We start from the raw sequence: 23,752 nt of genomic DNA on the forward strand, positions 1-23,752 counted from the left end.
TCGCAAAAAGCCGCGGGCGTGTGCACTCGACGTGCACGCCCGCGGTTTTTTGCGGCTCAGCGCACCACGCCCCTGGCGCGGTCCATGCGGCCACGGATGCCCCACTCGGCGACCTTGAACATCGCCTCCCGGATGTTGGAGCCGCTCATCTTGGAGACCCCGAGCTCGCGCTCGGTGAACGTGATCGGCACCTCCACGACACTGAAGCCGTTGTTGATCGCGCGCCAGGTCAGGTCGATCTGGAAGCAGTAACCCTTGGAGTCGACCGCCGACAGGTCGATCTTCTCCAGCACCTCACGCCGGTAGGCCCGGTAGCCCGCCGTGATGTCGTGGATGTTCACCCCGAGCAGCAGGCGTGAATAGGTGTTGGCGGTCTTGGACAGCACCAGGCGGCGCATCGGCCAGTTGCGCACCGTGCCGCCCGGGACGTACCGCGATCCGATCGCCAGGTCGGCCCCGGCGTCGACGGCGTCGAGCAGACGCGACAGCTCCTCAGGTGCGTGGCTGCCGTCGGCGTCCATCTCGACCAGCACCGAGTACCCGCGGCCCAGGCCCCAGCTGAAGCCTGCGAGGTAGGCGGCGCCGAGGCCGGCCTTGCTGGTGCGGTGCATGACATGCACGCGGTCGGGGTCGGCCAGTGCCAGCTCGTCGGCCAGGTCACCGGTGCCGTCAGGGCTGCCGTCGTCGACGATCAGGATGTGGACCTGCGGGCAGGCGTGGTGCACGCGTCCCACGATGAGCGGCAGGTTTTCCCGCTCGTTGTACGTGGGGATGATGACCAGAGTGCGCTCGCTCGGACGGGCACTGGCAGGGCTTTCCCCAGCTTGTTCCCCAGGGACGCTCATTTTGCTCCTTCGTCGTCGCCGGTGGTTGTGGCCCGGCGGCTACTGAATCTTCTCGGCACGAACCCTCCATTGTGCAGGATTGCCCCGAGCAACGCCCCAATACCGACGATGACCAGTAACGATTGCACAATCGGACCCCAACGCGTAGCCGGGGTCAAATCGGACTTCAATCGGACCTGAGTATCGAGGTAGGCGGGCTGGAACCATTCGGTCCGGGCCAGCTCCCGACCGTCGGGTGCGATCACCGCGCTGATCCCGGTGGTGCCCGCAACCACCACGTAGCGGTCGTGTTCGACGGCCCGCAGCCTGCCGAACGCCAGTTGCTGCGCGCTCATCGTCTCGTCGAACGTCGCGTTGTTGCTGGGCACCGCGAGGATCTGCGCGCCGTTGAGCACCGATTCCCGCGCGGCCCGGTCGAAGATGACCTCCCAGCATGTCGTGACGCCGATGGGAACGCCTGCTGCGTGGACGACACCGTTGCCCGTTCCGGGGACGAAATAGCCGGCGCGGTCCGCGTACGACGACAGATGGCGGAAAAAACCGCGCCAGGGCAGGTATTCACCGAACGGCTGCACGATCTGCTTGTCGTGGCGCTCACCGGGGCCGTGGTCGGGCTCCCACACGATCACGGTGTTGTTCGCGACCGGGGTTTCCGGCGTGTAGCCGTCGGCCTTGACGACGCCGCCCACCAGGATCGGCGCCTTGATGGCCTCGGCCGCCGTGCTGATCTGCGCCGAGGCGTCGGCGTTGGCCAGCGGGTCGATGTCCGACGAGTTCTCGGGCCAGATCACGAACATCGGCTGTGCGGCCCGGCCCGCCCGCACATCCTCGGCCAGCCGCAGCGTTTCCCGCACGTGGTTGTCGAGGACCGCGCGGCGTTGCGCGTTGAACTCCAGACCCAGACGCGGGACGTTGCCCTGCACCGCGGCCACCGTGACGGATTGTTCGTTGCCCGCACCCGCGGCGGAGTGTCGCACCTGCGGCGCGGCCAGAGCGGTGACGAGCAGCACCACGGTGATGCAGACCCCGGGAAGCACGACGGCCGGGGCCGGCGCTCCTGGCTTGTGCCCGTGATGCCACCAATGCACGATCTCGGCCGCCACGACGAGCAGGCTGAACCCGACCAGCACCACGGCGAACGACAGCAGCGGTGCGCCGCCCAGCCACGCGATCGGCAGGAGCGGCCCGTCGGTCTGGCCGAAGCCGACCACACCCCACGGGAAGCCACCGAACGGCACGGTGGACTTGAGCCATTCCTGTACGGCCCACAGCGCGGCGAACCACAACGGCCACCCGGGCAGTCGTCTGCTGACCACGGCCATGAGTCCGAACAGCCCGCAGAAGACCGATTCCACCGCGGCCAGCGCCAACCACGGGAACGCGCCGACCAGTCCGCTGATCCACGGCAACAGCGGCACGTAGAACGCCAGGCCGAACAGGAAGCCATAACCGAATCCGCCTGCACGCGTGGTGGATTCGCGGGTTAGCGGCCACGCCAGCAACGCGAACGCACCGAAGGCGGTGAACCACCAGCCGACCGGCGGGAAACTCAGCCACAACAGCAGCCCGCCACCGATGGCCGTGCTCAACTGCGGGATCCGGTCGCGCACCGACCGGCCGAACCTGGTTGCCCAAGCGATCATCGCCGCTCGGCGGGCACTGGTCTTCGCGGGCTCCGAGGTGTCCTGCTCGGCCGTCGCGTCGTCGAGGTCGGGTTCCTCGTCGAGACCGCCCTCGATGTCGTGGTCGAGTTCCTCGTCGAGGTCGTCGATGTCGTCGTCCTCGCCGTCGACGACCGCAGGGATCACCTCGGTGACATCGTGCGGCCGGGCCCGCAGGCGGTCGAACCTGTTGCCGGGCCGCGACTGATCCTTAGCCATGGATCGTCACACCCCGGTGCACGGTCCGGCGACACCGCGGCAACTGTGCGCCTGCGGTCAGCCGAGGCAGTGCGGGAACCCGGGACCGCGGGTCGGTCGACCACCGCTGCACGGCATTTGCCGGAGCGCTGACCTCGAGGCCGTCGGCGTCCCAGATCGCGTAGCTGGCGGCGGCGCCCGGTACCAGGGTGCCGGTGATGCCGTCGCGGACCCCGCAGGCCCGCCAGCCGCCGCGGGTCGCCGCGGCGAACGCGGCGCGCGCCGATATCGCGCTGCCGCTCGTCCGGTGCTCGATCGCGGCGCGCACGGTTGCCCACGGGTTCATGCCCGTGACGGGGCTGTCGGAACCGAATGCGAGGGGCACGCCTTCGGATGCTAACAGCGCCAGCGGGTTGAGCCTGCCGACTCGATCAGGCCCGAGACGCTGGGCATACATGCCGTCGCCACCGCCCCACAGCGCGTCGAAGTTGGGCTGCATGCTCGCGATCACCCCGGCGGCCCCGAGGCGCACGGCCTGGTCGCCGTCGACCATCTCCAGATGCTCGAGGCGGTGACCGCAACGCGCGGTCGCCGGACCCCCGAACCGGTCGACGACCGTGGCCACGGCGTCGACGACTGCGCCGACTGCCGCGTCACCGATCACGTGGAATCCGGCGGGTATGCCCGCCTCGGTGCAGGCCTGCAGATGGGCCGTGATCGCGCCCGCATCGAGGTAGCTGTTGCCACAGGTGTGTGGGGCGTCGGTGTAGGGCTCGCGCAGCCACGCGGTGCGTGAACCGAGTGCGCCGTCGACGAAGAGGTCGCCCGCCAGCCCGTGCGCGCCGGTCTCGGCGATCAGCGCCTTGGCGTGTTCGGCGTCCGCGACGGCCTCGCCCCAATAGCCGACGACTTCGACACCGTGCTCGACGGCGCGCAGCTCGTCCCAGTCGTCGCGGCCGCCGATCTGCGGTCCGGCACATTCGTGTACCGCGACGATGCCGAGGCCTGCGGCATGGTCGAGCGCGGCGACCCGCGCCGCGTGGCGCTGCCGCGGTGTCAGCGCGTTCCTGGCCGCGGCCCGCACCAGATGATGCGCGTCGGCACTCAGCGGCTGTTGGGGTGCGAATCCGGTGGCGTCGGCCAGACCTGGTACCTGCCTGCGCAGCGCGGTGGTCGCCGCTGCCGAGTGCACGTCGACGCGCGCCAGATATGCGGGCCGCTCCCCCAGGACGGCGTCGAGGTCGTCGGTGGTCGGCGCGGTGCGCTCGGGCCAGCCCGACTCGTCCCAGCCATGGCCCCACACGGGCCCGTCCGGGTGCCGGTGCGCGTACTCGGCGATCAGCTGCAGGCAGTGCCGCAGCGACGTGGCTTCCCGCAGGTCTAGGCCGTCGATGTTGAGCCCGGTGGCGGTGACGTGGACGTGGCTGTCGACGAACGCGGGTGCGACGAAGCCGCCGTCGAGGTCGACGACGCGGGCCTCGGGAAACTGCGACCGGCCGATGTCGTCACTACCCAGCCACGCGATCACGCCGTCGCGGACCGCGAACGCGGTGGCGTCGGGATGGGACGGACTGTGAATCCGTCCGTTGATCAGTAGTGTCGTCAAGCTTTCGGTGGGCTGGCTAGGCCGTAGGCGGCAGGCGATGGTGGTCGAAGCCGCGAGCGTCCCCGGTGACATCGTCGGTGACATCGATGACTTCGCCGTCAATGTAGTCGCCCCGACGCCCGGGGTATGCGGCGGTACCGGCAGACCACGCCGCAGCTGTGACCAGCGGCACGCGGCGGGCGGCCATCGCGGTGAGCACCGGGCGGGCCACCGCGCGCGTCGGCGGGAGCAGCAGCAGCGCACCGATCACCGAACTGGCCAGGCCGGGAACCACCACCAGCACCGTGCCGAGCGCCACCAGCACGCTGTCGGTGAGCGCGCCGTGGGCAGTGGTGGCGTCGAGTCCGGCGCGGAGCCGTCGCACGTGCCTGCTGAGCTGCGAGCCGGCCAATGCGAGGCCGACGACGAACGACGCCAGCAGCAACAGCACGGTCCAGCCGAAACCGATGGTCGCCACGAGGGCGATCACCACCGCCAATTCGACCAGTGCGTAGATCCCGAACAGCCGCTTAGCCATGTCGGTTCAACGTCCGGCGGCGCCGGGAGGTTCCGCCTCAGCCCGCGGCGCGCACCTCGATGGCACTGTGCACCTTGTCGATGCCGCCACGCAGGAGCGCCTGTGGCACGAAGTACCAGGCATGGTTCCAATACCGCCGGATGATCGCGTTGAACACCCGCCGGGTCTCGGACTTCGGCAGGTTGCGGGCCACCGCCTCGACCGGATCCCCCTTCGGGGCGCCGAGCACACCGCACTTCTGGATGGTGACCCGCGGGGCGTTGTTGATGCGCTTGGTCTTCCACGACCCGTCGTCGGTGATGATCAGCAGCCTGTCGCCGTCGGGGACGCCCCACACAGCGGTCGGCTTGGGCTTGCCGTCCTTGGTGAAGGTGGTCAGCAGCAGGTACTTCTCGCGGTAGACGTCCTCGAAGGCGGGTGACATGGCAGCTCAGCTAGCCGGTTTCAGCAGGAGCGAAACATTGTTCTGCATGCCACCGCGCAGCTTGGAGAAGAGGTTGAAGGTCTTGCCCAGCAGGCCGTAGCGCTTGCCGATCGCGTCGTAGGTGGCGCCGTTGGCCGATCTGGGCAGGATCTCGGCGACGGCCTCGACGGCCTCGCTCTTCGGATTGCCGCGCACATCGCACACCGCGACGGTGCCCCTGGGCGTGTTGCGGATGCGCTTGACCTTCCAGGACGTCTCCTGCGTGATCACGACGAGCCCCTCGGGGGATGGCGCGGCCCAAATCGCGGTCGGCTTGGGCCTGCCGTCCTTGGTGAACGTGGTCAGCAGGAGGTAGTTGGCCTTGGCGACATCGTCGAAGGTGAGAGCCATGGCAGCCAATCTAGCCAAGAACCCGACAGCCGATGGCTCTGCGAACGGGGCGACGATGTGCGAGAACGGCGCACCCCGACCGCAGAGTCAGCGGTGTCAGCCTTCGAGTTCGCCCTCGGTCTCCAGCAGCACCTGTCGCAGCCCGTCGAGCGTGGCCTGCTCGGGCTGCGCCCACATCCCCCGTCCGGCCGCCTCCAGCAGTCGCTCGGCCATGCCGTGCAGGGCCCACGGATTGGACTCGTTCATGAACTTGCGGTTCTCGTCGTCGAGCACGTACTCGGCGGACAAGCGCTCGTACATCCAGTCGGCCATCACATGCGCCGTGGCGTCGTAGCCGAACAGATAGTCGACCGTGGCGGCCATCTCGAACGCGCCCTTGTAGCCATGCCTGCGCATCGCGGTGATCCAGCGCGGATTGACCACGCGGGCCCGGAACACCCGGTTGGTCTCCTCCGACAGCGTGCGGGTACGCACCGCGTCGGGCCGCGTGTTGTCGCCGATGTAGGCCGCGGGCGCCGCACCCGTCAGCGCCCGCACCGTGGCGACCATGCCGCCGTGGTACTGGAAGTAGTCGTCCGAATCTGCGATGTCGTGTTCGCGGGTGTCGGTGTTCTTGGCCGCCACGGCAATTCGCCGGTAGGCGCGGTTCATGTCGTCGGCGGCGGGTGCGCCGTCGAGGCCGCGGCCGTAGGCGAACCCGCCCCACGCGGTGTACACCGCAGCCAGGTCGGCGTCGTCGCGCCAGTTGCGGCTGTCGATCAGTTGCAGCAGGCCAGCACCGTACGTTCCCGGCTTGGAGCCGAAAATCCGTGTGGTGGCGCGTCTTTGATCACCGTGTTCGGCCAGGTCGGCCTGGGCGTGGGCGCGTACGAAGTTGTCCTCGGCCGGCTCGTCGAGGCCCGCGACCAGCGCCACCGCGTCGTCGAGCATCGTGACCACATGGGGGAAGGCGTCGCGGAAGAATCCGGAGATGCGCACCGTCACGTCGATGCGGGGCCTGCCGAGCTCGGCCAACGGGATGGCCCGCAGATCCACGACGCGGCGCGAGGCGTCGTCCCACACCGGCCGAACCCCCAGCAGCGCAAGCACTTCGGCGATGTCGTCGCCCGCGGTGCGCATGGCCGACGTTCCCCACACGGAGAGTCCCACCGACTGCGGCCAGCGGCCGTGATCCTCGCGGTACCGTGCCAGCAGCGAATCCGCCATCGCCACACCGGTTTCCCAGGCCAGCCGCGACGGCACGGCCTTGGGGTCCACCGAATAGAAGTTGCGGCCCGTGGGCAGCACGTTGACCAGGCCGCGCAGCGGCGAGCCCGACGGGCCCGAAGCGATGAAGCCGCCGGCCAGGGCACGCAACACCTGGTCGATCTCACCGGCGGTGCCGGCCAGCCGCGGCACCACCTCGGTGGCGGCGAACCGCAGGATGCGGGCCACCTCGGCGTCGTCGGTCAGCGTGTCGACAGCATCGGCGTCCCACCCGGTTCGCTGCAGTGCGGCAACCAGTTCCCTGGCCCCGGCCTCGGCGGCGTCGACGGCCGTGCGGTCGTCGGTGCCGTCCTCGGTCAGGCCAAGCGCCTGGCGCAGACCCGGTACGGTCTGCTCGCCGCCGAACAACTGCCGGGCCCGCAGGATGGCCAGCACCAGGTCGAGTTCACCGTCACCGGCGGGCTTCTGCCCCAGCACGTGCAGGCCGTCGCGGATCTGCACATCCTTGATCTCGCACAGCCAGCCGTCGACGTGTAGCAGCATGTCGCCGAACGAGTCCTCGTCGGGACGATCCTCCAGGCCCAGATCATGGTCCATCTTGGCCGCGCGCATCAGCGTCCAGATCTGCTGGCGGATGGCCGGGAGCTTGCCGGGGTCGAGAGCGGACACCGTGGCGTGCTCGTCGAGCAGTTGCTCCAGACGCGCGATGTCCCCGTAGGTTTCGGCGCGCGCCATCGGTGGGATGAGATGGTCGACGAGCGTGGCATGGGCGCGGCGTTTGGCCTGCGTGCCCTCCCCCGGATCGTTGACCAGGAACGGGTAGATCAACGGCAGGTCGCCGAGTGCGGCGTCGGTGCCGCAGGCCGCGCTCATGCCGAGGGTCTTGCCGGGCAGCCATTCCAGGTTGCCGTGCTTGCCCAGGTGCACGACGGCGTCGGCGCGAAATGACTCGGGGAACGCCGAATCCAACCAGCGGTAAGCGGCCAGGTAGTGGTGGCTGGGCGGCAGATCCGGGTCGTGATAGATGGCCACCGGGTTTTCGCCGAACCCGCGCGGCGGCTGCACCATCAGCACCACGTTGCCCGCCCGGATCGCGGCGATCACGATCTCCCCGTCGGGGTTCTGGCTGCGGTCGACGAACAACTCGCCCGGCGGCGGGCCCCAGTGCTCGACGACAGCGTCGGCGAGATCGGTTGGCAGCGTCGCGAACCACTCGCGATAGTCCTTGGCGGACACGCGGATCGGGTTGCCGGCCAGTTGTGCGTCGGTCAGCCAGTCAGGATCCTGACCGCCACGTTCGATCAACGCGTGGATCAGGGCGTCGCCATCGCCTGCGTCGAGCCCGGGGATTTCACCCACCTGGTAACCGGCCTCGCGCATCGCGCGCAGCAGCGCGACGGCACTGGCCGGGGTGTCCAGGCCGACCGCGTTCCCGATGCGGGCATGCTTGGTGGGATAAGCCGAAAAGACCAGGGCGACCCGCTTTTCCGCGGCGGGCGTGCCGCGCAGCCGGGCGTGGCGGACGGCCAGTCCGGCCACGCGGGCGCAGCGCTCCGGGTCGGCCACATAGGAGATGAGCCCTTCCGAGTCGATCTCCTTGAACGAGAACGGAACCGTGATGATGCGGCCGTCGAATTCCGGCACCGCGACCTGGCTCGCGACGTCCAACGGGGACATGCCGTCGTCGTTGGACGCCCATTGGTCACGTGAGCCGGTGAGGCAGAGTCCTTGCAGGATGGGCACATCGAGCGCCGCGAGGTGCGCCACGCTCCAGGTGTCGTCTGCACCGCCCGCACCGACCGCGGCGGGGGTCGCACCGCCCGCCGCGAGCACTGTGGTGATCAGCGCGTCGGCTGTGCCCAGCAGTTCGAGCAGTTCGGGTTCCGCGGTGCGCAGCGACGCGCAGAACACCGGTAGCGGCCGGCCGCCCGCGTGTTCGATTGCCGTGCACAGCGCGTCGACGTAGCCGGTATTGCCCGCGAGTTGCTGGGCCCGGTAATACAGCACGGCGATGGTGGGCCCGTCCGCGCCGGATGCGGTGCGCTCCAGCACCCCCCAGCTCGGCGTCGTCACGGGCGGTTCGAATCCGAATCCGGTCATCAGCAGGGTGTCGGACAGGAAGGAATGGAGATTCGCCAGGTTGGTCACGCCGCCCTGGGCGAGATAGGTGTGGGTCTGCAGGGCGACGCCCTGCGGGGCGGTGGAGTGCCCCATCAGCTCGGCGTCGGGTGACTGCTCGCCGCTGACCACGACCGTGGGGACTCCGCTGGCCACCACCGCGGCGATACCGTCCTGCCAGGCCCGGTACCCACCGAGGATGCGGATCACGGCGACATCGGCACCGTCCAGCAGTTCTTCGAGTTCGCCGGTGACCAGCCGGGAAGGGTTGGCCCACCGGAACCCCGCTGCGCTGGCGCGAGCCGTGATCAGGTCGGTGTCAGACGTCGACAGCAGCAGGACGGTGGGACGCGGTGATGCGGAGGTGGCCACGCACCATTCGTACCGCACCGATCACCTTGCCGGTAAGCTCGGTGCGGTACGGGCGGGACGTCAGGCCTGGATCTCGCCGAACCGGTCGTGCCACGACTGCCGGTACGGCCGGCCCGCAGCGGCCACGAGCACCAACACGAACGCAGCGAATGCGCCGAATGCAAGCATGGTCGTTCCTCTCCTCGATCGGTGAACCATCCCGGTACCGGCGGTCCCGGGTACACGATCGACGGTACGTCGGATCGCCGCGAAAGTCGTCAATGTGTAAGGGAGCGAACAGCTTTCCCGATCAGTGACGAATGTCACAATCAGCCCGAACGGCCGGCCTCCCACCTGCTGTTATCCAGGAACGGCCGGATCGCCACGAGGTACGCCCCCGCAACGCTCAGCGGCGCCAGCAACGGCAGCCACGGCACTCCGGCAGGCAACGTCACGGCCGCCACCCCGGTCGCGGTGAAGCCGATCGCACTCAGCACCGTGGACCGCGTGGTCGTCACGACCGCGGGCGCGCCGACCGCGTGCCGGATCACCAGATACGCGGTTGCGGACAACCCCGACAGGGCGGCGAACAGCGGCGGCGGATCGGACAGTGCGAGCGCGGCGACGGTGGCCAGCACGGCCACGGTCGCCGCGGGCCTCAGCAGCAGGCCGACTGCCACGCCGGCGGCGCTCACCGCGGCGGCCAACAGCGCGGGGCCATCGGCCGGCGCGGCCGCTGCGGCCACCATCAGCAGCCCGAACACCGTCGAGAACGCGCGCGGGGCGGGCTGGGCAGCGGCCATGCTCATCGCCGCCGGTGCCGGTCGGGGATCAGCCGCATCGCGTCCTGCAGGCCCGTGTCGGGTCGCCAGCGCACCACGTCGATCCCGATCGTGCCCATGTCGCGGTACATCGTCGAGCGCTCGAGGGCCCACATTCGCGCGATGAGGGGGTCCAGGTCACCCGTGAACGGGGCGCCTTCGAGGACGTCGACGGCCACCACGGCATGCCCTCGCTTGCTCAGTTCGATCAACGCCAGCGCGAACTCAGTGCTGAGCAGGGTCGAGATCGCGATCACCACGGATCCCGGCGGCACCGCGGCACGCGGCGCCAATGTGCCTGTGGTGGTTTCGAATCCGCTGCCCGCAGCCAGTACGGTGTCGAGCACGCGATAGAACTGCCTGCGCCCGATGTCGACCCCGAGCCAGCGGGGCTGCCTGCCGCCGAGCGCGACGATGCCCGCGCGGTCACCGTTGCGCAGCGCGCTCTGCACGACCTGGGCGGCGCCCCGGGCGATGCGTTCGGTGGCATCGGTGGCCGGGCCGGGCGCCTGGTCGTGCGTGTCGATCAGCACGACCACGTCGGCGCCGCGGTCGGTCAACCGTTCCGTGACGTGCAGGCGGCCGCGACGTGCGCTCACCGGCCAGTTCACGGTACGCAGGTGGTCGCCGGGCACGTACGGACGCACGTCGGCATATTCGACGCCCGGTCCCGTGTGCCGGGTCAGATGCGCCCCGAGCCGGTCGGGCAACTCGGTGTGCGGGATCGCCGTGCCCTGTGGCGCCGCGAGCGGAAAGACGTAGAACTCGGCCGCGTCGACGACGCCGCGCCCGGCCCGAAGCCCACCGGGGGCCAAGACGTCGACGGTGGCCCGCGCCGGATATCGGCCCCAGCGCTCGGCTGTGCCGGCGACCGCAACCCGGGTGCGGGTGGCGTCGACCACGTCGAGCCGCATGCCGTCGACGCTGTCGATCTGCAGCGCGCAATCCGTTCCGCCGGCATCGACGGTCGCGTGCACCGTGAGCGCAGCGGTCTCTCCCTCGAAACACCGCACCGCGCCGGGTTCGCCGTGCACGCGCACGTCGGCCGCGCGCCGCTGCCAGTGAATCGAACACAAGACGCCGATGAGCGGTGCGGCGAACGCGATCAGCTGCCACCGTGCCCCGATCACCGCAGCGCCGAGTGCGACCGCCACCACGGTGGCCAGCGCCTTCGCCAAAGGTGCGGGGCGCCATTGCAGTTCGACGTCGACCGCGGTCACGGTGTCGCCCGCGGGACCGGCAGGCGGCGCAACAGCTCACCCATCACGTCGGAGCCGTGGATGCTGCGCACCCACATTTCGGGCCGCAGGCTTATGCGGTGCGCCATCGCGGGCACCGCCAGGGTCTTGACGTCCTCGGGTATCACGTAGTCGCGCCCCAGCAGCAGCGCCCGGGCCCGCGCGAGCTGCACCAGGTCGAGTTCGGACCGGGGGCTCGCGCCCACCGCGACCTGCGGATGGTGCCGCGTCGCGCCCGCGAGCGCCACTACGTATTGCAGCACGTCGTCGTGCACCGTGACCTGCTCGACGGCCTCGCGCATGGCCAGGAACTGCGGGCCGTCGACGACCTGGTGGACCGCGGCCGCGGCCGAACCCCGGTCCAGCCTGCGCCGCAGCATGACCTTCTCGTCCTGCTCGGTGAGATATCTGAGCTCGAGCCGGATCGCGAAGCGGTCCAGCTGGGCCTCGGGCAGCGGGTAGGTGCCCTCGTATTCGATCGGATTGTCGGTGGCCAGCACGATGAACGGGGCCGGCAGCGGGTGGGTCTGGCCGTCGATGCTGACCTGCTGTTCGGCCATGGCCTCAAGCAGCGCGGCCTGGGTCTTGGGCGGCGTGCGGTTGATCTCGTCGGCCAGCAGCAGATTGGTGAAGATGGGGCCGGCCCGGAATTCGAACCGGCCCGACTGCATGTCGTACACGGTCGACCCGAGCAGATCGGCAGGCAACAGGTCCGGCGTGAACTGCACCCGGGTGAATTTCAGGCCGAGGGCCGCGGCGAACGACCGCGCGATCAACGTCTTGCCCAGGCCGGGGAGGTCTTCGATCAACACGTGCCCACGCGCGAGCAGCGCGGTGAGGATGAGCGTCAGCGCGTCACGTTTGCCGACGACGACCCGCTCGATCTCGTCGAGCACGGCATGCGCCGTGGTGGCGGCCGGGGGCAACTCCGACACGGGGATCTCACCGCTCACAGCCGCTCCAATCGTTGCAGGATCTCGGCGAGGACCGCGCGACCGGGCCCGGGTTCCTCTGCCCGCGAGGCGATCACGTTGTTCGGATCCACCCACTGCCACAACTCGGCGCCGAACAGCATGCGCCCGGTCGCGGCGAACGCCGCCGGATCACCGGACTGGCGGTGGCCCGTCGCAGCGGCGAATTCCCTGGCCAGCCTGGGCCGCAGATGCCGATCCCATTGCAGGCGGCTGGAGTCCGCCCGCCGTACCAGGGTCTCGGTTTGAGACATCCACTGCGCCAACAACTCCGCCGCGTCGTCGGAGGCCGGGCCGGGATTGTCGTCGTCATCGCGCAGCATCCACCGCATGGCCCCGAGCACGATAGCCACCGCGACGCCCGTCGCCCAGCCCACCACGGACCGGTCCGGCAACACGAGCACCGCGTACACCTCGACCAGCAGGACGAGCAGAAACCCAGCTGCTACAGTCCTTTTCACGGCACACTCCGCAGATCGGCGAGCACCTGACGCAGGGCGGCCACGGCACTGTCGCGGTGGGCTTCGGTCATCACGTGCGGGCTGAACCGCGCCTCCGTGAACAACTCGACCAATTCCGTTGCGCCCGCGCCGGAGACGGCATGGTGATCCACCGCGCGGGCCAGCACCTCCGACGGGGTGTCGGAAGCCAGCGGCATCGCGCCGGGAGCGTGCGCCAGTCCGCGCTCCATCGCGGCATAGCACGCGATGATCGCGGCCCTGGGGTCACGGCTGGCGTCGCCGATCTCGACCAACCCGAGTTCGGCTGCCCGCGCGAGGGTTTCCGGGCCGCGACGGACAGGCGCGGGCTCGTACGCGTCGGAGTCGGTGGGCAACCCCGTAGGTTGCCTGCGGCTGACCTGGACGATGAACCCGACGACGAGGATGACCATGAGCACCACGGTGACCACGGCCAGGTAGCGAAGTGTTCCGTCGCTCGCGCCCGTGGGATCGGGCGGTTCCGGCGGAGCCGTGTCGGGCGCTGGTGAACCCGGCCGGTCAGCGGGCGGCGACTGCGCCGGCACGGGCCGGTCGGCGCCGGGAGGCGTCCCCAACCGCACGATCAGCACGACCGCGAGCAGCCACGCCAGCACGGCGCCCACAGCGATCAACACCCACCTGGTGCGCAGTTCACCGCCGATCCCGCGAAGTGCCGCAGGACCGTACTGGGCACTGCTCGGGGTGGGTGGCCGGCGTGTGACCACGGCGAACGCGAGGATGGCCAGGGCCACCGCCGACAATGCGACGACAGCCACCAGACTCGCGGTCGAATTGGCCGGGGGCTGCCGGGCGGCCCGCTGCGCGCCGGGCAGGTAACCGCGCAGCGCCGTCGCAGCCACCACCACGAGCACGAGCACAATGGCCACGCGCCCTGCCGACTTGTCGATTCCTGGCATCGCCTGGTCAATCGTCGCATGGAACGCGCCCACGTCCGGCGAAATGCGAATCCGCTGTTCCTAGAATGGAGCCCGAACATGGCAAGAACCAGAGACCACGACGCCTGCCCGGGTGCCCTCACGGTGCACCGGGCCGCCGATGGCGCCCTGGTCCGGATCCGGCTGGCCGGTGGCATGATCTCCGCGCCGCAACTTGCGACGCTTGCCGGGATCGCCAAGGACTTCGGTTCGGACGCAATGGAACTCACGTCGCGCGGCAACATCCAGCTGCGGGCGCTGACCGATACCGACGCCGTGGCGGCAGCACTGACCGGCGCGGGCCTGTTGCCGTCGACCACGCACGAGCGGGTCCGCAACATCGTCGCCTCACCGCTGTCGGGACGGGCCGGCGGCCTCGCCGATGTGCGCGGTCTGGTGGGTGATCTGGACGCCGCGATCCAGGCCGCACCGGTTTTGGCCGAACTGCCGGGACGGTTCTGGTTCAGCCTCGACGACGGGCGCGGCGACGTCTCGGGGCTGGCCGCGGACGTGGGCATCCACCTGGTCGAACCCGGCGAGGCCGCGTTGGTGCTGGCGGGCACGGACACCGGGGTGCGGCTGGCCCCCGCGGACACGGTCGCGACGCTGACCGGCATCGCGGAGCGCTTCGCAGGCATCCGCGGGAAGGCATGGCGGGTGGCCGAACTCGACGATGCGAGTGAACTGCTGGCAGGCCTGCCCGTCACCGCCGAACCGGGTGCGCAGTGGCCGCCGACCGTACGCCCGCCCGTCGGTTGGATCGCGCAGGCCGACGACCGGGTCGCCCTCGGCGCCGCCCTGCCGCTGGGGGTACTGCAGGCCAGGGTCGCCGAGTTTCTCGCCGCAGTCGAGGCCCCGCTGGTGATCACGCCGTGGCGTTCGGTCTTGCTCTGCGACCTCTCCGAAGAGGTCGCGGAGGTTGCGGTACGCGTGCTGGCCCCCATGGGCCTGGTGTTCGACGAGAACTCGCCGTGGCTCGACGTCAGTGCCTGCACCGGCAGCCCGGGATGCGCGAAGTCGATCGCCGACGTGCGGGGCGATGCCGCCGAGGCCGTTCAGACCCCGACCGGGACGCACCGGCATTTCGTCGGCTGCGAACGCGCGTGCGGCAGCCCCGCGGTCGGTGAGGTGCTCGTTGCGACCGCGGACGGGTACCGCGCACGTGAGGAGCAAGACGGATACCGCGCACGTGAGGAGCAAGACCCGTAGGAGTTGCGTGGCGCCTCCCCGTAGGGTGTTCGGGTGCTCGACTACATCCGTGACGCCGCCGAGATCTACCGGCAGAGCTTCGCGACGATCCGCGCCGAGGCCGAGTTGTCCCGTTTCCCGGCAGACGTCGCGCGCGTGGTGGTCCGGTTGATCCACACGTGCGGTCAGGTCGACGTGGCCGACCACGTGGCATTCACCGACGAGGTCGTCGAGCGGGCCCATGCAGCGCTGGCCGCGGGTGCGCCGATCCTGTGCGACTCGTCGATGGTCGCGGCGGGCATCACCCGCTCGCGCCTGCCTGCAGCCAACGACGTGGTGTCGCTGGTCGCCGACCCGCGCGCGCCCGAATTGGCGGAGCGGCTGGGCTTCACCCGGTCGGCGGCCGCGGTCGACTTGTGGGCGGACCGGCTCGGCGGCGCCGTGGTGGCCGTCGGCAATGCCCCGACGGCGTTGTTCCGGCTGCTGGAACTGCTCGACGACGGGGCTCCCGTGCCCGCCGCCGTGCTCGGCGGGCCGGTCGGTTTCGTGGGATCGGCCCAGTCCAAGCAGGAACTGATCGACCATCCCCGCGGGATGTCCTACCTGGTGGTGACCGGCCGGCGGGGTGGCAGCGCCATGGCCGCCGCGGCTGTCAACGCGATTGCGAGTGAACGCGAATGAGAGGAACGCTCTACGGTGTCGGCCTCGGGCCCGGCGACCCGGAGTTGGTGACGGTCAAGGCCGCGCGCGTGATCGGTGAGGCCGACGTGGTGGCCTATCACAGCGCCCGGCACGGCCACAGCATCGCGCGCGGTATCGCCGCGCCGTATCTGCGGCCCGGCCAGGTCGAGGAGCACCTGGTGTATCCGGTGACCACCGAGACCACCGACCACCCGGGCGGCTACGCGGGCGCCATGGAGGACTTCTACGCCGAGGCCGCCGAGCGGATCGCGACGCACCTGGACGCGGGCCGCAGCGTGGCCCTGCTCGCCGAGGGCGACCCGCTGTTCTACAGCTCGTACATGCACATGCACACGCGGTTGACGTCGCGGTTCGACGCGGTCATCATTCCCGGTGTCACGTCGGTCAGCGCGGCCGCGGCCGCCACCGGAACTCCGCTCGTGCAGGGCGACGAGGTGCTGACCATCCTGCCCGGCACCTTGGCGCCCGATGAGCTCAAGCGCCGCCTCGCCGACACCGACGCCGCCGTGGTGCTCAAGCTGGGCCGGTCGTATCCGGCTGTGCGGGAAGCGCTTTCGTCGACCGGTCGGCTCGACCAGGCGTTCTACGTCGAGCGGGCGTCGACCGAGCGGCAGCGGGTGTCACCGGCCGGCGAGGTCGACGCGGCCAAGGTGCCGTACTTCTCGCTGGCGATGCTGCCAGGCAGCATGACCAAGCCCGAGCGCACCGGCAGCGTCGTGGTGATCGGCCTGGGACCGGGCGACGGTGACTGGATGACGCCGCAGAGCCGTCGCGAACTGGCCGAGGCCACCGACCTCATCGGCTACTTCCCGTATCTCGAGCGGGTCGGGCTGCGGGCCGGTCAGCGCCACCACCCCAGCGACAACACCGACGAACCGGCCCGGGCACGGCTGGCCTGCGAACTGGCCCAGGAGGGCAAGGTGGTCGCCGTGGTGTCCTCTGGCGATCCGGGGGTTTTCGCCATGGCGACCGCCGTCTTGGAGGAAGCCAAGCAGTGGCCGGACGTACCGGTCCGGGTGATCCCGGCGATGACGGCCGCGCAGGCCGTCGCGAGCCGCGTCGGCGCACCCCTCGGCCACGACTACGCGGTGATCTCGCTGTCGGACCGGCTCAAGCCGTGGGACGTGATCGCCGAGCGGTTGACGGCCGCCGCGAAGGCCGACCTGGTGCTGGCGATCTACAACCCGGCCTCGAAGACCCGCACCTGGCAGGTGGGCGCGATGCGCGAGTTGCTGCTCGAGCACCGTGACCCCAGCACCCCGGTGATCATCGGCCGACGGGTTTCGGGTGCCGCACCCGGCCCCGACGAGAGCGTGACCGTGGTGCGGTTGGCAGACCTGGATCCCGCGCGGGTCGACATGCGCTGCCTGTTGATCATCGGCTCGTCGCAGACCCAGTGGTACAGCTATCAGGACCAGGACCGGGTCTTCACCCCGCGCACCTATCCGAGTTGACTCCCGCCGACAACGTTTGACGACCGTCAAAAACCTGGTTAGTGTCCGGCGTCACACCACGCTGCTGGAGGGCGCAGAGGCGATGCGGATGGAAACGGGCCACGGGGTGATGCCATGACGACGACGGCACCACTGCCCCGGTCCATCCCGGGCCACCCCGAGGACGTGACCGCGGAGTGGCTGTCGGCCGTGCTGGCCACCGAGGTCAACACCGTCGAAACCGCGCCGATCGGGACGGGCCAGACCGGCGCGACCTACCGGGTGACGGTGACCTACCCCGGTCCGACCGAACTGCCCGCGACGTTCGCGGTCAAACTCCCGGCGCAGGACGACACCGTGCGGGACCGGGTGGTCATCGGTTACCGGTCCGAGCACGCGTTCTACACCGATGTCGCCGCGCACGTGGACATTCCCGTGCCGCGCTGCCATCACTGCGAGATCGCCGGCGAGGGAAGCGATTTCGTGCTGCTGCTCGACGACATGGCGCCCGCGGTGCAGGGCGATCAGATCGCGGGCTGCACAGTCGACGAAGCGATCCTCGGGGTACGTGCCCTGGCCGGCCTGCACGGGCCGACCTGGTGCGGCGAGCAGTGGGCCAGCTTTCCCGGTGTCGCGATGCCCAAGCCCGATCCGGATTCGGCGAAGGGCTTCGGGGACGTCGCGAAGATGGCGGCCGACATCACCCTGGAGCGGCTGGGCGATCGGATGAGTCCGGAGAATCGCGAAACCCTGTATGCCGCAATGTCGGTCGTGACGCCGTGGTTGATGTCCGAGCCGGATCGGTTCGCGGTCCTGCACGGCGACTACCGACTCGACAACATGCTGTTCGACCCGGACCGGACCCGGATCACCGTGGTCGATTGGCAGACGCTCGGCGCAGGCTTGCCGGCCCGCGACCTGTCCTACTTCACCGCCACGAGCCTGCTCCCGGAGATCCGCGCGGCCGTCGACAACGACCTGGTCGACCAATACCACGGCACGCTGCTGACGTACGGTGTCACCGGGTACGACCGCGAAACATGTTGGCGCGACTACCGGTTGGGCATGCTGCAGGTGCCGTTGATCACGGTGCTCGGCTGCGCCTTCGCGACCTCGACCGAGCGGGGCGACGACATGATGGTGGTGATGGCCGAACGGGGTTGTCAGGCTATCCGCGACCTGGACACCCTTGAGCTGATCGCCTGACCCAGTCGACGGCCTCGGCGACGGTGCCCACGGCCTGCACGCCGGCCGGCAACAGCGGCCGGTCCACCATGATCACGGGTACCCCGGCCGTCGCCGCGGCGTCGAGCTTGGGCTGCGTCATCGCGCCGCCGCTGTTCTTCGTCACCAGGGCGTCGATGCGGTGCTCGCGCAGCAGTGCCAGCTCCCCCTCGTAGTGATACGGACCCCGCGACAGCAGCAGTTCGTGGTGGGCCGGCAGGGTCGCGGCGTCGGGCGCGGTGACCGCACGGATGAGAAACCAGGCGTCGACGTCTTTGAACGCGCGGGTGCCGGACCGGCCCGTCGTCAGGAATACTCGCGAATACCGGTTGTCGGCAACGGTTTCGGCGGCCTCGACGTCCGATCCCACCACGACCGCCGAACCGGGCGACCAGGCCGGGCGGGCCAGAACCAGATGCGGCAGGGCCAGGTCGGCGCAGACCTGCGCGGCATGTGCGGTGATGGTTGCCGCGAAGGGATGCGTCGCATCGACAACAGCGTCGATCGCCGCGGCCCGCAGCCACTGCCGCATGCCGTCGACGCCACCGAACCCGCCGATGCGGACCGCACCGACCGGCAGCGCGGGATCGGGCACCCGTCCGGCCAGGGAACTGATCACCTCGACATCGGGATGCAGCGCGGCCGCCAACGCGCGGGCTTCGCCGGTGCCGCCGAGCAGCAGGAGCTTCACTAGTGCCTGCTGCCCCGGCGCCGGTCCGACGAATACAGGTAGCTGTCCGAGAAGCCTTCGGCGCCGAGCACCTCCCCCACCACGATGACGGCGGTCTTGGTCACCTTCGCGGCGTGCATCTGTCCGGCGATGTCGGCCAATGTGCCGCGCAGCACGACCTCGTCCGGCCAGCTCGCGAATGCGACCACTGCACAAGGCGTTTCGGGTCGGTAGCCGCCGTCGAGGAGATGCGGGACGATGTTGTCGATCTGCGCGGCGGCCAGGTGCAGTACGAGCGTCGCACCGGGTTTGGACAGCGTGGTCAGATCCTCGCCGTCCGGCATCGCGGTCGACAGGGTCGCCACCCGTGTCAAGGTCACCGTCTGGGCGACACCGGGCACGGTGAGCTCCCGCCCGAGAGCCGCGGCCACCGCGGCGAATGCCGGCACGCCTGGCACGATCTGGTAGTCGATACCCAGCTCGTCGAGCCTGCGACACTGTTCGGCCAGCGCGCTGTAGATGGACGGGTCACCGGAGTGCAGGCGCGCGACGTCGAGACCCGCCTTGTGGGCTTCGGCGAGCTCGCTGATGATCTGGTCGAGGGTCAACGGCCCGGTGTCGATGACACGCGCGTCGTCCGGACACAGCGCCAGCAGGTCGTCGGGCATGATCGACCCGGCGTACAGGCACACCGGTGCGGCGGCCAGGATCCGTTGGCCGCGCACCGTGATCAGGTCGGCCGCGCCCGGGCCCGCCCCGATGAAGTAGACCGTCATTTGACCACCGTCCACTGCGTGACCGGCAGCGCCGGACGCCAGCCGGTGAACCCACCGATCGCGCCGCCCTGATAGTGCTGATACCGCCGCAACTCGCCTCCAAGCCGGGAATAGTACTGCGCAACAACTGCTTCCGATTCCACCGTGACCGCGTTGACGACGAGCCGGCCGCCGCTCGGCAGCCGGTCAAGGCACGCGTCCAGCAGCCCTGGCTGCGTGATGCCGCCGCCGATGAAGATCGCTGCCGGATCCGGGGCGACCATGAGATTTTCCGGGGCTGCACCGCAGACATCGACCCGGACGCCGAAAGCCCGCGCGTTGACCGCGATCCGGTCCCGCCGCTGGGTGTCACGCTCGAACGCGACCGCCCGGCAGCCGGGAGCGCTGCGGCACCATTCGATCGCGATGCTGCCCGAGCCTGCGCCGACGTCCCACAGCAGCTCGCCCGGTCGCGGGCCGAGGGCCGCCAGCGTGACGGCCCGGATCGATTGTTTGGTGATCTGCCCGTCATGCGCGAACGCGTCGTCGGGCAAAGTCCCGGCCCGCCGGTCGTCGGGCAGGTACCGCACGGCCATCACGTTGAGCGCGTCGACGTCGCGCGGCGGCCGCGCCGCCCATTCCCGCGCGGTGGCCGAGCGGCGCAGTTCTCGCGGTCCGCCGAGCTGTTCGAGCACCGTCAACTCCGAGTCCCCCCGGCCGGTCTCGGTGAGCAGCCCCGCGAGGGCCGCGGGGCTGGTCGCGTCCCGGGAGAGGACCACGGCCTGCCCGCCGCGCCGCACCGCGGTGTGTGGTTCGGCGCTGACCAGGCTGATGATCTCGGTGTCCTGCACCGACCAGCCGACCCGCGAGCACGCCAGCGTCACCGACGAAACGTGGGGCAGCACCGTCACGGCGTCGGCACCGTACATCCGGATCAGCACGCTGCCGACACCGTGCAGCAGCGGATCACCGCTGGCCACGACGTGAACGTCACCGTCGGTGTCGTCGAGCAGCGTCCGCAACGCGGGCATCATGGGCGACGGCCACGCCCGGCGCGCCGCGCGGATGCTGTCGTCGAGCAGGTCGAGCTGACGCTTCGAGCCGTAAACGACGGTGGCCCTGGCCAACTCGTTGCGCGAGGCCGCGGGCAGGCCCGCCATACCGTCAGCCCCGATCCCGACCACGACGATCACCGCGGCAACCTCCGCCAAATCGGACCCGGCACCAACCGCGTCGCGAAGATCATCGGCCGGATCACCCATGGCACCCACACCGCACGCTTGCCCCTGGCGAGCGCCTGCGCAACCGCGTCGGCCACCTGCGGCGGGGTGCTGGAGAACGGCGCGGGTTCCATGCCCTCGGTCATCCGTCCGACCACGAAACCCGGCCGCACGATGAGCAGTTGCACGCCCGAGCCGTGCAGGGCGTCGGACAGGCCGCTCGCGAAGCCGTCGAGGCCGGCCTTGGCGGAGCCGTAGACGTAGTTGGCGCGACGCACCCGGCCGCCTGCGATCGACGAGAACACCACGAGCCTGCCCGCCGCGGCCGCGCGCATCCGCTGCGCGAGCTCGGTGAGCAGGTTCACCTGAGCGACATAGTCGGTGTGCACCACCGCCACGGCGTGGGCCGCGTCGCGTTCGGCGCGGGCCTGATCACCCAGCACGCCGAAGGCCAGCACCGCGGTGCCGATGCGTCCGTGGGCGGCCTCGATCGTGTCGATCACGCCCACGTGCGACGCCAGGTCGTCGGCATCGAACTCACAGGTGTGCACCGCCGTCGCACCCGCCTCGCGCACCTGCGCGGCCTGCTCTTCGAGCCGGTCAGCACCCCGCGCGGCCAGCACCACCGTGGCGCCGGGGGCGAGCCGGACCGCGATCTCGGTCCCGATCTCACTGCGACCCCCGAAAATCACCACGACGTGGCCGGCCGTGTCTGCCGTGTCTTTCATGGCTGCGATTATGTCCTGCGCTAGTTTGGACACCGATGGCGAAGGCAACCACACGGCTCACCAACGACGCGCTGGCGTTTCTCACCGAGCGCCATCTGGCGATGCTGACCACCCTGCGGTCGGACAACTCGCCGCACGTGGTCGCCGTGGGGTTCACGTTCGATCCGAAGACCCACATCGCGCGGGTCATCACCACCGGTGGTTCGCAGAAGGCCGTCAACGCTCACGAGCGTGGTGTCGCGGTGCTCAGCCAGGTCGACGGCGCCCGCTGGCTGTCGCTGGAAGGCAAGTCCACGGTCAGCACCGAGGCCGACGCCGTGCGCGACGCCGAGCTGCGGTATGCCCAGCGCTACCGCACGCCGCGGGTCAACCCCCGGCGCGTCGTGATCGAAGTGCGGGTCGAGCGCGTGCTGGGCTCGGCGGAGCTGCTGGACCGCGGCCAGTAGACCTGCCGAGACAGCCTCAGTCGACCGGAACGACGATCAGGTCGTGCGGCCGGTTGTTCACCGACACCGCGCCGTCCTCGGTCACGATCACGATGTCCTCGATCCGGGCACCCCACTGCCCCGGGAAGTACACCCCGGGCTCGACGCTGAACGCCATGCCCGGTTCGAGCGGCAGGTTGTTTCCCGCGACGATATAGGGCTCCTCGTGCACCGAAAGCCCGATGCCGTGGCCCGTGCGGTGCACGAACGCCTCCGCCAGCCCCTCGGCAGCCAGCACGTCGCGCGCCGCGGCGTCCACCTGTTCTGCGGTCACACCGGGCCGCACGGCCTCCACGGCGGCCTGCTGCGCCCGCTGCAACACCGCATACCGGCGAGCCACCTCAGGGTCGGGTTCGCCGAGGCTGTAGGTGCGGGTCGAGTCGGAGTTGTAGCCGGGTTCGTACGGTCCACCGATGTCGACGACGACGATGTCGCCCGCCTGCAGTTCGCGGTCCGAGCATTCGTGGTGCGGGTCGGCACCGTGCGGGCCCGAGCCGACGATGATGAACGCCACCTCCGAATGCCCCTCGGCGACAATGGCTTCCGCGATGTCTGCGGCGACGTCGGCCTCAGTTCGGCCCGGCACCAGGAACTCGGGCACGCGGGCGTGCACGCGGTCGATGGCAGCGCCTGCCTTGTGCAGCGCGTCGATCTCGGCGGTGTCCTTGATCATCCGCAGCCGGCGCAGCACGTCGGTGGCAAGCACTGGTACGGCGCCGAGCAGGTCGGCCAGCGGGAGCAGGTGCAGCGCGGGCATCGAATCGGTGACGGCGACGGCCTGTCCCCCGAGCGCGTCCGCGACCAGCTGGTACGGATTCTCGCCGTCGACCCAATCCCGCACCGCCACACCGAGTTCTGTGACTGCCGACTCCTTGAGCGAAGCCAGTTCGAGGCGCGGCACCACGATCGTGGGCTCACCGCGGGCCGGCAGCACCAGCGCCGTCAGCCGCTCGAAGGTCTGCGCACGCGAACCGACGAGATACCGCAAGTCGTAACCGGGCGTGATCACCAGCCCGGCAAGCCCCGCCTCGGCCGCGGCGGTTGCGGCCGCGGAGAGTCGATGAGCGTACACATCGGTGCTGAAGCGGGTGATGGTCATGCGTACGAGGCTAATCGGCGCCCAGATAGCTGGCGATCTCGACCAGGTTGCCGTCGGGGTCGCGGCAGTAGTGGGAGGTCATCGGCCCGAGTGCGCCCGTCTTCTGCACCGGGCCTTCGGTGATCTCGACCCCACAGGCACGCAAGTGCTCGCCCACCGCGCCGGGTGCGACGTCGGCGATGAAACACAGATCCAGCGAACCGGGGGCATCCACGGCGCCCGTGGTCCAGTTCTCCGAGCCGGTCGGGCGCACGTTGATCTTCTGGTTTCCGAACGCCAATGCGATGCGGCCGGCGCCGAACACCTCTTTGCGCATGCCGAGCACCCGCTCGTAGAACGCGACGGTCGCGTCGGCGTCGCGGCAGTTGAGCACGACATGGTCGATACGGTCGACGGTGAAGGTCATACCTCACGCTACTGTCGCTTGAATGTTGCGCGACATGGGCGATCTCACCCCGCAGGCGTGCGCCTCCTACGAGTTTCGGAGA

At 70.0% G+C, this 23,752-nt stretch carries 23 protein-coding genes; 5 read left to right on the forward strand and 18 right to left on the reverse strand.

Features of this window, described 5'->3' with window-relative positions:
* Positions 1 to 56: 56 nt before the first annotated feature.
* The 12 genes from G6N67_RS34905 to G6N67_RS34960 all read right to left on the reverse strand — a co-directional run bounded on the left by G6N67_RS34905 (position 57) and on the right by G6N67_RS34960 (position 13,742).
* Positions 57 to 845: a polyprenol monophosphomannose synthase gene (locus G6N67_RS34905; protein WP_036439281.1), complete on the reverse strand. Its 789-nt coding sequence runs from the start codon at positions 843 to 845 to the stop codon at positions 57 to 59.
* The gene (gene lnt / locus G6N67_RS34910; protein WP_081812770.1) at positions 842 to 2,725 is read right to left on the reverse strand and encodes an apolipoprotein N-acyltransferase; all 1,884 of its coding nucleotides are present in this window, start codon (positions 2,723 to 2,725) and stop codon (positions 842 to 844) included. Before lnt ends, G6N67_RS34905 begins: the two co-directional genes overlap by 4 nt.
* Positions 2,718 to 4,310 carry an amidohydrolase gene (locus G6N67_RS34915; protein ID WP_036439280.1) on the reverse strand — a complete coding sequence of 531 codons (1,593 nt, stop codon included), beginning with the start codon at positions 4,308 to 4,310 and terminating at the stop codon, positions 2,718 to 2,720. Before G6N67_RS34915 ends, lnt begins: the two co-directional genes overlap by 8 nt.
* A 16-nt stretch (positions 4,311 to 4,326) precedes the next feature.
* Entirely contained in the window at positions 4,327 to 4,827 is a 501-nt protein-coding gene (locus G6N67_RS34920; RefSeq protein ID WP_036439278.1) for an FxsA family protein, read from the reverse strand.
* Between the two features lie 37 nt (positions 4,828 to 4,864).
* Positions 4,865 to 5,251 (reverse strand): PPOX class F420-dependent oxidoreductase, encoded by a 387-nt coding sequence (locus G6N67_RS34925; protein WP_036439276.1) that lies wholly within the window; start codon positions 5,249 to 5,251, stop codon positions 4,865 to 4,867.
* A gap of 6 nt (positions 5,252 to 5,257) precedes the next feature.
* The gene (locus G6N67_RS34930; protein ID WP_036439274.1) at positions 5,258 to 5,641 is read right to left on the reverse strand and encodes a PPOX class F420-dependent oxidoreductase; all 384 of its coding nucleotides are present in this window, start codon (positions 5,639 to 5,641) and stop codon (positions 5,258 to 5,260) included.
* Between the two features lie 96 nt (positions 5,642 to 5,737).
* Positions 5,738 to 9,337, reverse strand: a complete 3,600-nt coding sequence (gene cobN, locus G6N67_RS34935; protein WP_036439272.1) for a cobaltochelatase subunit CobN — start codon at positions 9,335 to 9,337, stop codon at positions 5,738 to 5,740.
* Positions 9,338 to 9,645: 308 nt separating this feature from the next.
* Positions 9,646 to 10,119: a hypothetical protein gene (locus tag G6N67_RS34940; RefSeq protein ID WP_036439270.1), complete on the reverse strand. Its 474-nt coding sequence runs from the start codon at positions 10,117 to 10,119 to the stop codon at positions 9,646 to 9,648.
* A 2-nt stretch (positions 10,120 to 10,121) separates the two neighbouring features.
* Entirely contained in the window at positions 10,122 to 11,357 is a 1,236-nt protein-coding gene (locus G6N67_RS34945; protein ID WP_036439268.1) for a DUF58 domain-containing protein, read from the reverse strand.
* The gene (locus G6N67_RS34950) at positions 11,354 to 12,301 is read right to left on the reverse strand and encodes an AAA family ATPase (RefSeq protein ID WP_036440538.1); all 948 of its coding nucleotides are present in this window, start codon (positions 12,299 to 12,301) and stop codon (positions 11,354 to 11,356) included. Before G6N67_RS34950 ends, G6N67_RS34945 begins: the two co-directional genes overlap by 4 nt.
* A 23-nt stretch (positions 12,302 to 12,324) precedes the next feature.
* Entirely contained in the window at positions 12,325 to 12,807 is a 483-nt protein-coding gene (locus G6N67_RS34955; RefSeq protein WP_073909832.1) for a hypothetical protein, read from the reverse strand.
* Positions 12,804 to 13,742, reverse strand: coding sequence for a DUF4129 domain-containing protein (locus tag G6N67_RS34960; RefSeq protein ID WP_163642416.1), 939 nt, complete (start codon positions 13,740 to 13,742; stop codon positions 12,804 to 12,806). Before G6N67_RS34960 ends, G6N67_RS34955 begins: the two co-directional genes overlap by 4 nt.
* 78 nt (positions 13,743 to 13,820) lie before the next feature.
* On the opposite strand from G6N67_RS34960, the gene cobG reads away from it, so the two are divergent.
* The 4 genes from cobG to G6N67_RS34980 all read left to right on the forward strand — a co-directional run bounded on the left by cobG (position 13,821) and on the right by G6N67_RS34980 (position 18,289).
* A complete protein-coding gene (gene cobG / locus G6N67_RS34965) occupies positions 13,821 to 14,969 on the forward strand; it encodes a precorrin-3B synthase (protein WP_036440534.1) in 1,149 nt (382 codons plus the stop codon).
* A 33-nt stretch (positions 14,970 to 15,002) separates the two neighbouring features.
* Positions 15,003 to 15,629: a precorrin-8X methylmutase gene (locus tag G6N67_RS34970; RefSeq protein ID WP_036439264.1), complete on the forward strand. Its 627-nt coding sequence runs from the start codon at positions 15,003 to 15,005 to the stop codon at positions 15,627 to 15,629.
* Positions 15,626 to 17,104: a precorrin-2 C(20)-methyltransferase gene (locus G6N67_RS34975; protein WP_036439262.1), complete on the forward strand. Its 1,479-nt coding sequence runs from the start codon at positions 15,626 to 15,628 to the stop codon at positions 17,102 to 17,104. Before G6N67_RS34970 ends, G6N67_RS34975 begins: the two co-directional genes overlap by 4 nt.
* 114 nt (positions 17,105 to 17,218) lie before the next feature.
* On the forward strand, positions 17,219 to 18,289 hold the full coding sequence (locus tag G6N67_RS34980; protein WP_036439260.1) for a phosphotransferase family protein: 1,071 nt from the start codon (positions 17,219 to 17,221) through the stop codon (positions 18,287 to 18,289).
* Here G6N67_RS34980 and G6N67_RS34985 read toward each other — a convergent pair.
* From G6N67_RS34985 to G6N67_RS35000, 4 genes are read right to left on the reverse strand one after another with little or no spacing between them, the layout of a single operon-like run.
* Positions 18,252 to 18,998 carry a cobalt-precorrin-6A reductase gene (locus G6N67_RS34985; protein ID WP_036439258.1) on the reverse strand — a complete coding sequence of 249 codons (747 nt, stop codon included), beginning with the start codon at positions 18,996 to 18,998 and terminating at the stop codon, positions 18,252 to 18,254. The two genes, G6N67_RS34980 and G6N67_RS34985, sit on opposite strands and share 38 nt — an antisense overlap.
* Positions 18,998 to 19,753, reverse strand: a complete 756-nt coding sequence (gene cobM / locus G6N67_RS34990; RefSeq protein WP_036439256.1) for a precorrin-4 C(11)-methyltransferase — start codon at positions 19,751 to 19,753, stop codon at positions 18,998 to 19,000. Before cobM ends, G6N67_RS34985 begins: the two co-directional genes overlap by 1 nt.
* The gene (locus G6N67_RS34995) at positions 19,750 to 20,925 is read right to left on the reverse strand and encodes a bifunctional cobalt-precorrin-7 (C(5))-methyltransferase/cobalt-precorrin-6B (C(15))-methyltransferase (RefSeq protein ID WP_036440532.1); all 1,176 of its coding nucleotides are present in this window, start codon (positions 20,923 to 20,925) and stop codon (positions 19,750 to 19,752) included. Before G6N67_RS34995 ends, cobM begins: the two co-directional genes overlap by 4 nt.
* Entirely contained in the window at positions 20,922 to 21,680 is a 759-nt protein-coding gene (locus tag G6N67_RS35000; RefSeq protein ID WP_036439255.1) for a decaprenylphospho-beta-D-erythro-pentofuranosid-2-ulose 2-reductase, read from the reverse strand. The genes G6N67_RS34995 and G6N67_RS35000 overlap by 4 nt, the downstream gene beginning before the upstream one ends.
* A gap of 35 nt (positions 21,681 to 21,715) precedes the next feature.
* Between G6N67_RS35000 and G6N67_RS35005 the strand changes: the two genes are divergently transcribed.
* A complete protein-coding gene (locus G6N67_RS35005) occupies positions 21,716 to 22,126 on the forward strand; it encodes a F420-dependent biliverdin reductase (RefSeq protein ID WP_036439253.1) in 411 nt (136 codons plus the stop codon).
* Positions 22,127 to 22,142: 16 nt separating this feature from the next.
* Here the strand turns inward: G6N67_RS35005 and G6N67_RS35010 are convergent, their stop codons facing one another.
* Together G6N67_RS35010 and G6N67_RS35015 are read right to left on the reverse strand one after the other, a co-directional pair.
* Positions 22,143 to 23,264 (reverse strand): M24 family metallopeptidase, encoded by a 1,122-nt coding sequence (locus tag G6N67_RS35010; RefSeq protein WP_036439251.1) that lies wholly within the window; start codon positions 23,262 to 23,264, stop codon positions 22,143 to 22,145.
* Between the two features lie 10 nt (positions 23,265 to 23,274).
* The gene (locus tag G6N67_RS35015) at positions 23,275 to 23,670 is read right to left on the reverse strand and encodes a VOC family protein (protein WP_036439249.1); all 396 of its coding nucleotides are present in this window, start codon (positions 23,668 to 23,670) and stop codon (positions 23,275 to 23,277) included.
* Positions 23,671 to 23,752: the final 82 nt, after the last annotated feature.

This window comes from Mycolicibacterium mageritense (genome assembly GCF_010727475.1).
Lineage (GTDB): Bacteria > Actinomycetota > Actinomycetes > Mycobacteriales > Mycobacteriaceae > Mycobacterium > Mycobacterium mageritense.

Coding starts and splice junctions, on each gene's coding strand:
- G6N67_RS34905 (WP_036439281.1), bottom strand. CDS start 845: ATGAGCGTCCCTGGGGAACAAGCTGGGGAAAGCCCTGCCAGTGCCCGT.
- lnt (WP_081812770.1), bottom strand. CDS start 2,725: ATGGCTAAGGATCAGTCGCGGCCCGGCAACAGGTTCGACCGCCTGCGG.
- G6N67_RS34920 (WP_036439278.1), bottom strand. CDS start 4,827: ATGGCTAAGCGGCTGTTCGGGATCTACGCACTGGTCGAATTGGCGGTG.
- G6N67_RS34925 (WP_036439276.1), bottom strand. CDS start 5,251: ATGTCACCCGCCTTCGAGGACGTCTACCGCGAGAAGTACCTGCTGCTG.
- G6N67_RS34930 (WP_036439274.1), bottom strand. CDS start 5,641: ATGGCTCTCACCTTCGACGATGTCGCCAAGGCCAACTACCTCCTGCTG.
- G6N67_RS34940 (WP_036439270.1), bottom strand. CDS start 10,119: ATGGCCGCTGCCCAGCCCGCCCCGCGCGCGTTCTCGACGGTGTTCGGG.
- G6N67_RS34960 (WP_163642416.1), bottom strand. CDS start 13,742: ATGCCAGGAATCGACAAGTCGGCAGGGCGCGTGGCCATTGTGCTCGTG.
- cobG (WP_036440534.1), top strand. CDS start 13,821: ATGGCAAGAACCAGAGACCACGACGCCTGCCCGGGTGCCCTCACGGTG.
- G6N67_RS34975 (WP_036439262.1), top strand. CDS start 15,626: ATGAGAGGAACGCTCTACGGTGTCGGCCTCGGGCCCGGCGACCCGGAG.
- G6N67_RS34980 (WP_036439260.1), top strand. CDS start 17,219: ATGACGACGACGGCACCACTGCCCCGGTCCATCCCGGGCCACCCCGAG.
- cobM (WP_036439256.1), bottom strand. CDS start 19,753: ATGACGGTCTACTTCATCGGGGCGGGCCCGGGCGCGGCCGACCTGATC.
- G6N67_RS35000 (WP_036439255.1), bottom strand. CDS start 21,680: ATGAAAGACACGGCAGACACGGCCGGCCACGTCGTGGTGATTTTCGGG.
- G6N67_RS35005 (WP_036439253.1), top strand. CDS start 21,716: ATGGCGAAGGCAACCACACGGCTCACCAACGACGCGCTGGCGTTTCTC.
- G6N67_RS35010 (WP_036439251.1), bottom strand. CDS start 23,264: ATGACCATCACCCGCTTCAGCACCGATGTGTACGCTCATCGACTCTCC.
- G6N67_RS35015 (WP_036439249.1), bottom strand. CDS start 23,670: ATGACCTTCACCGTCGACCGTATCGACCATGTCGTGCTCAACTGCCGC.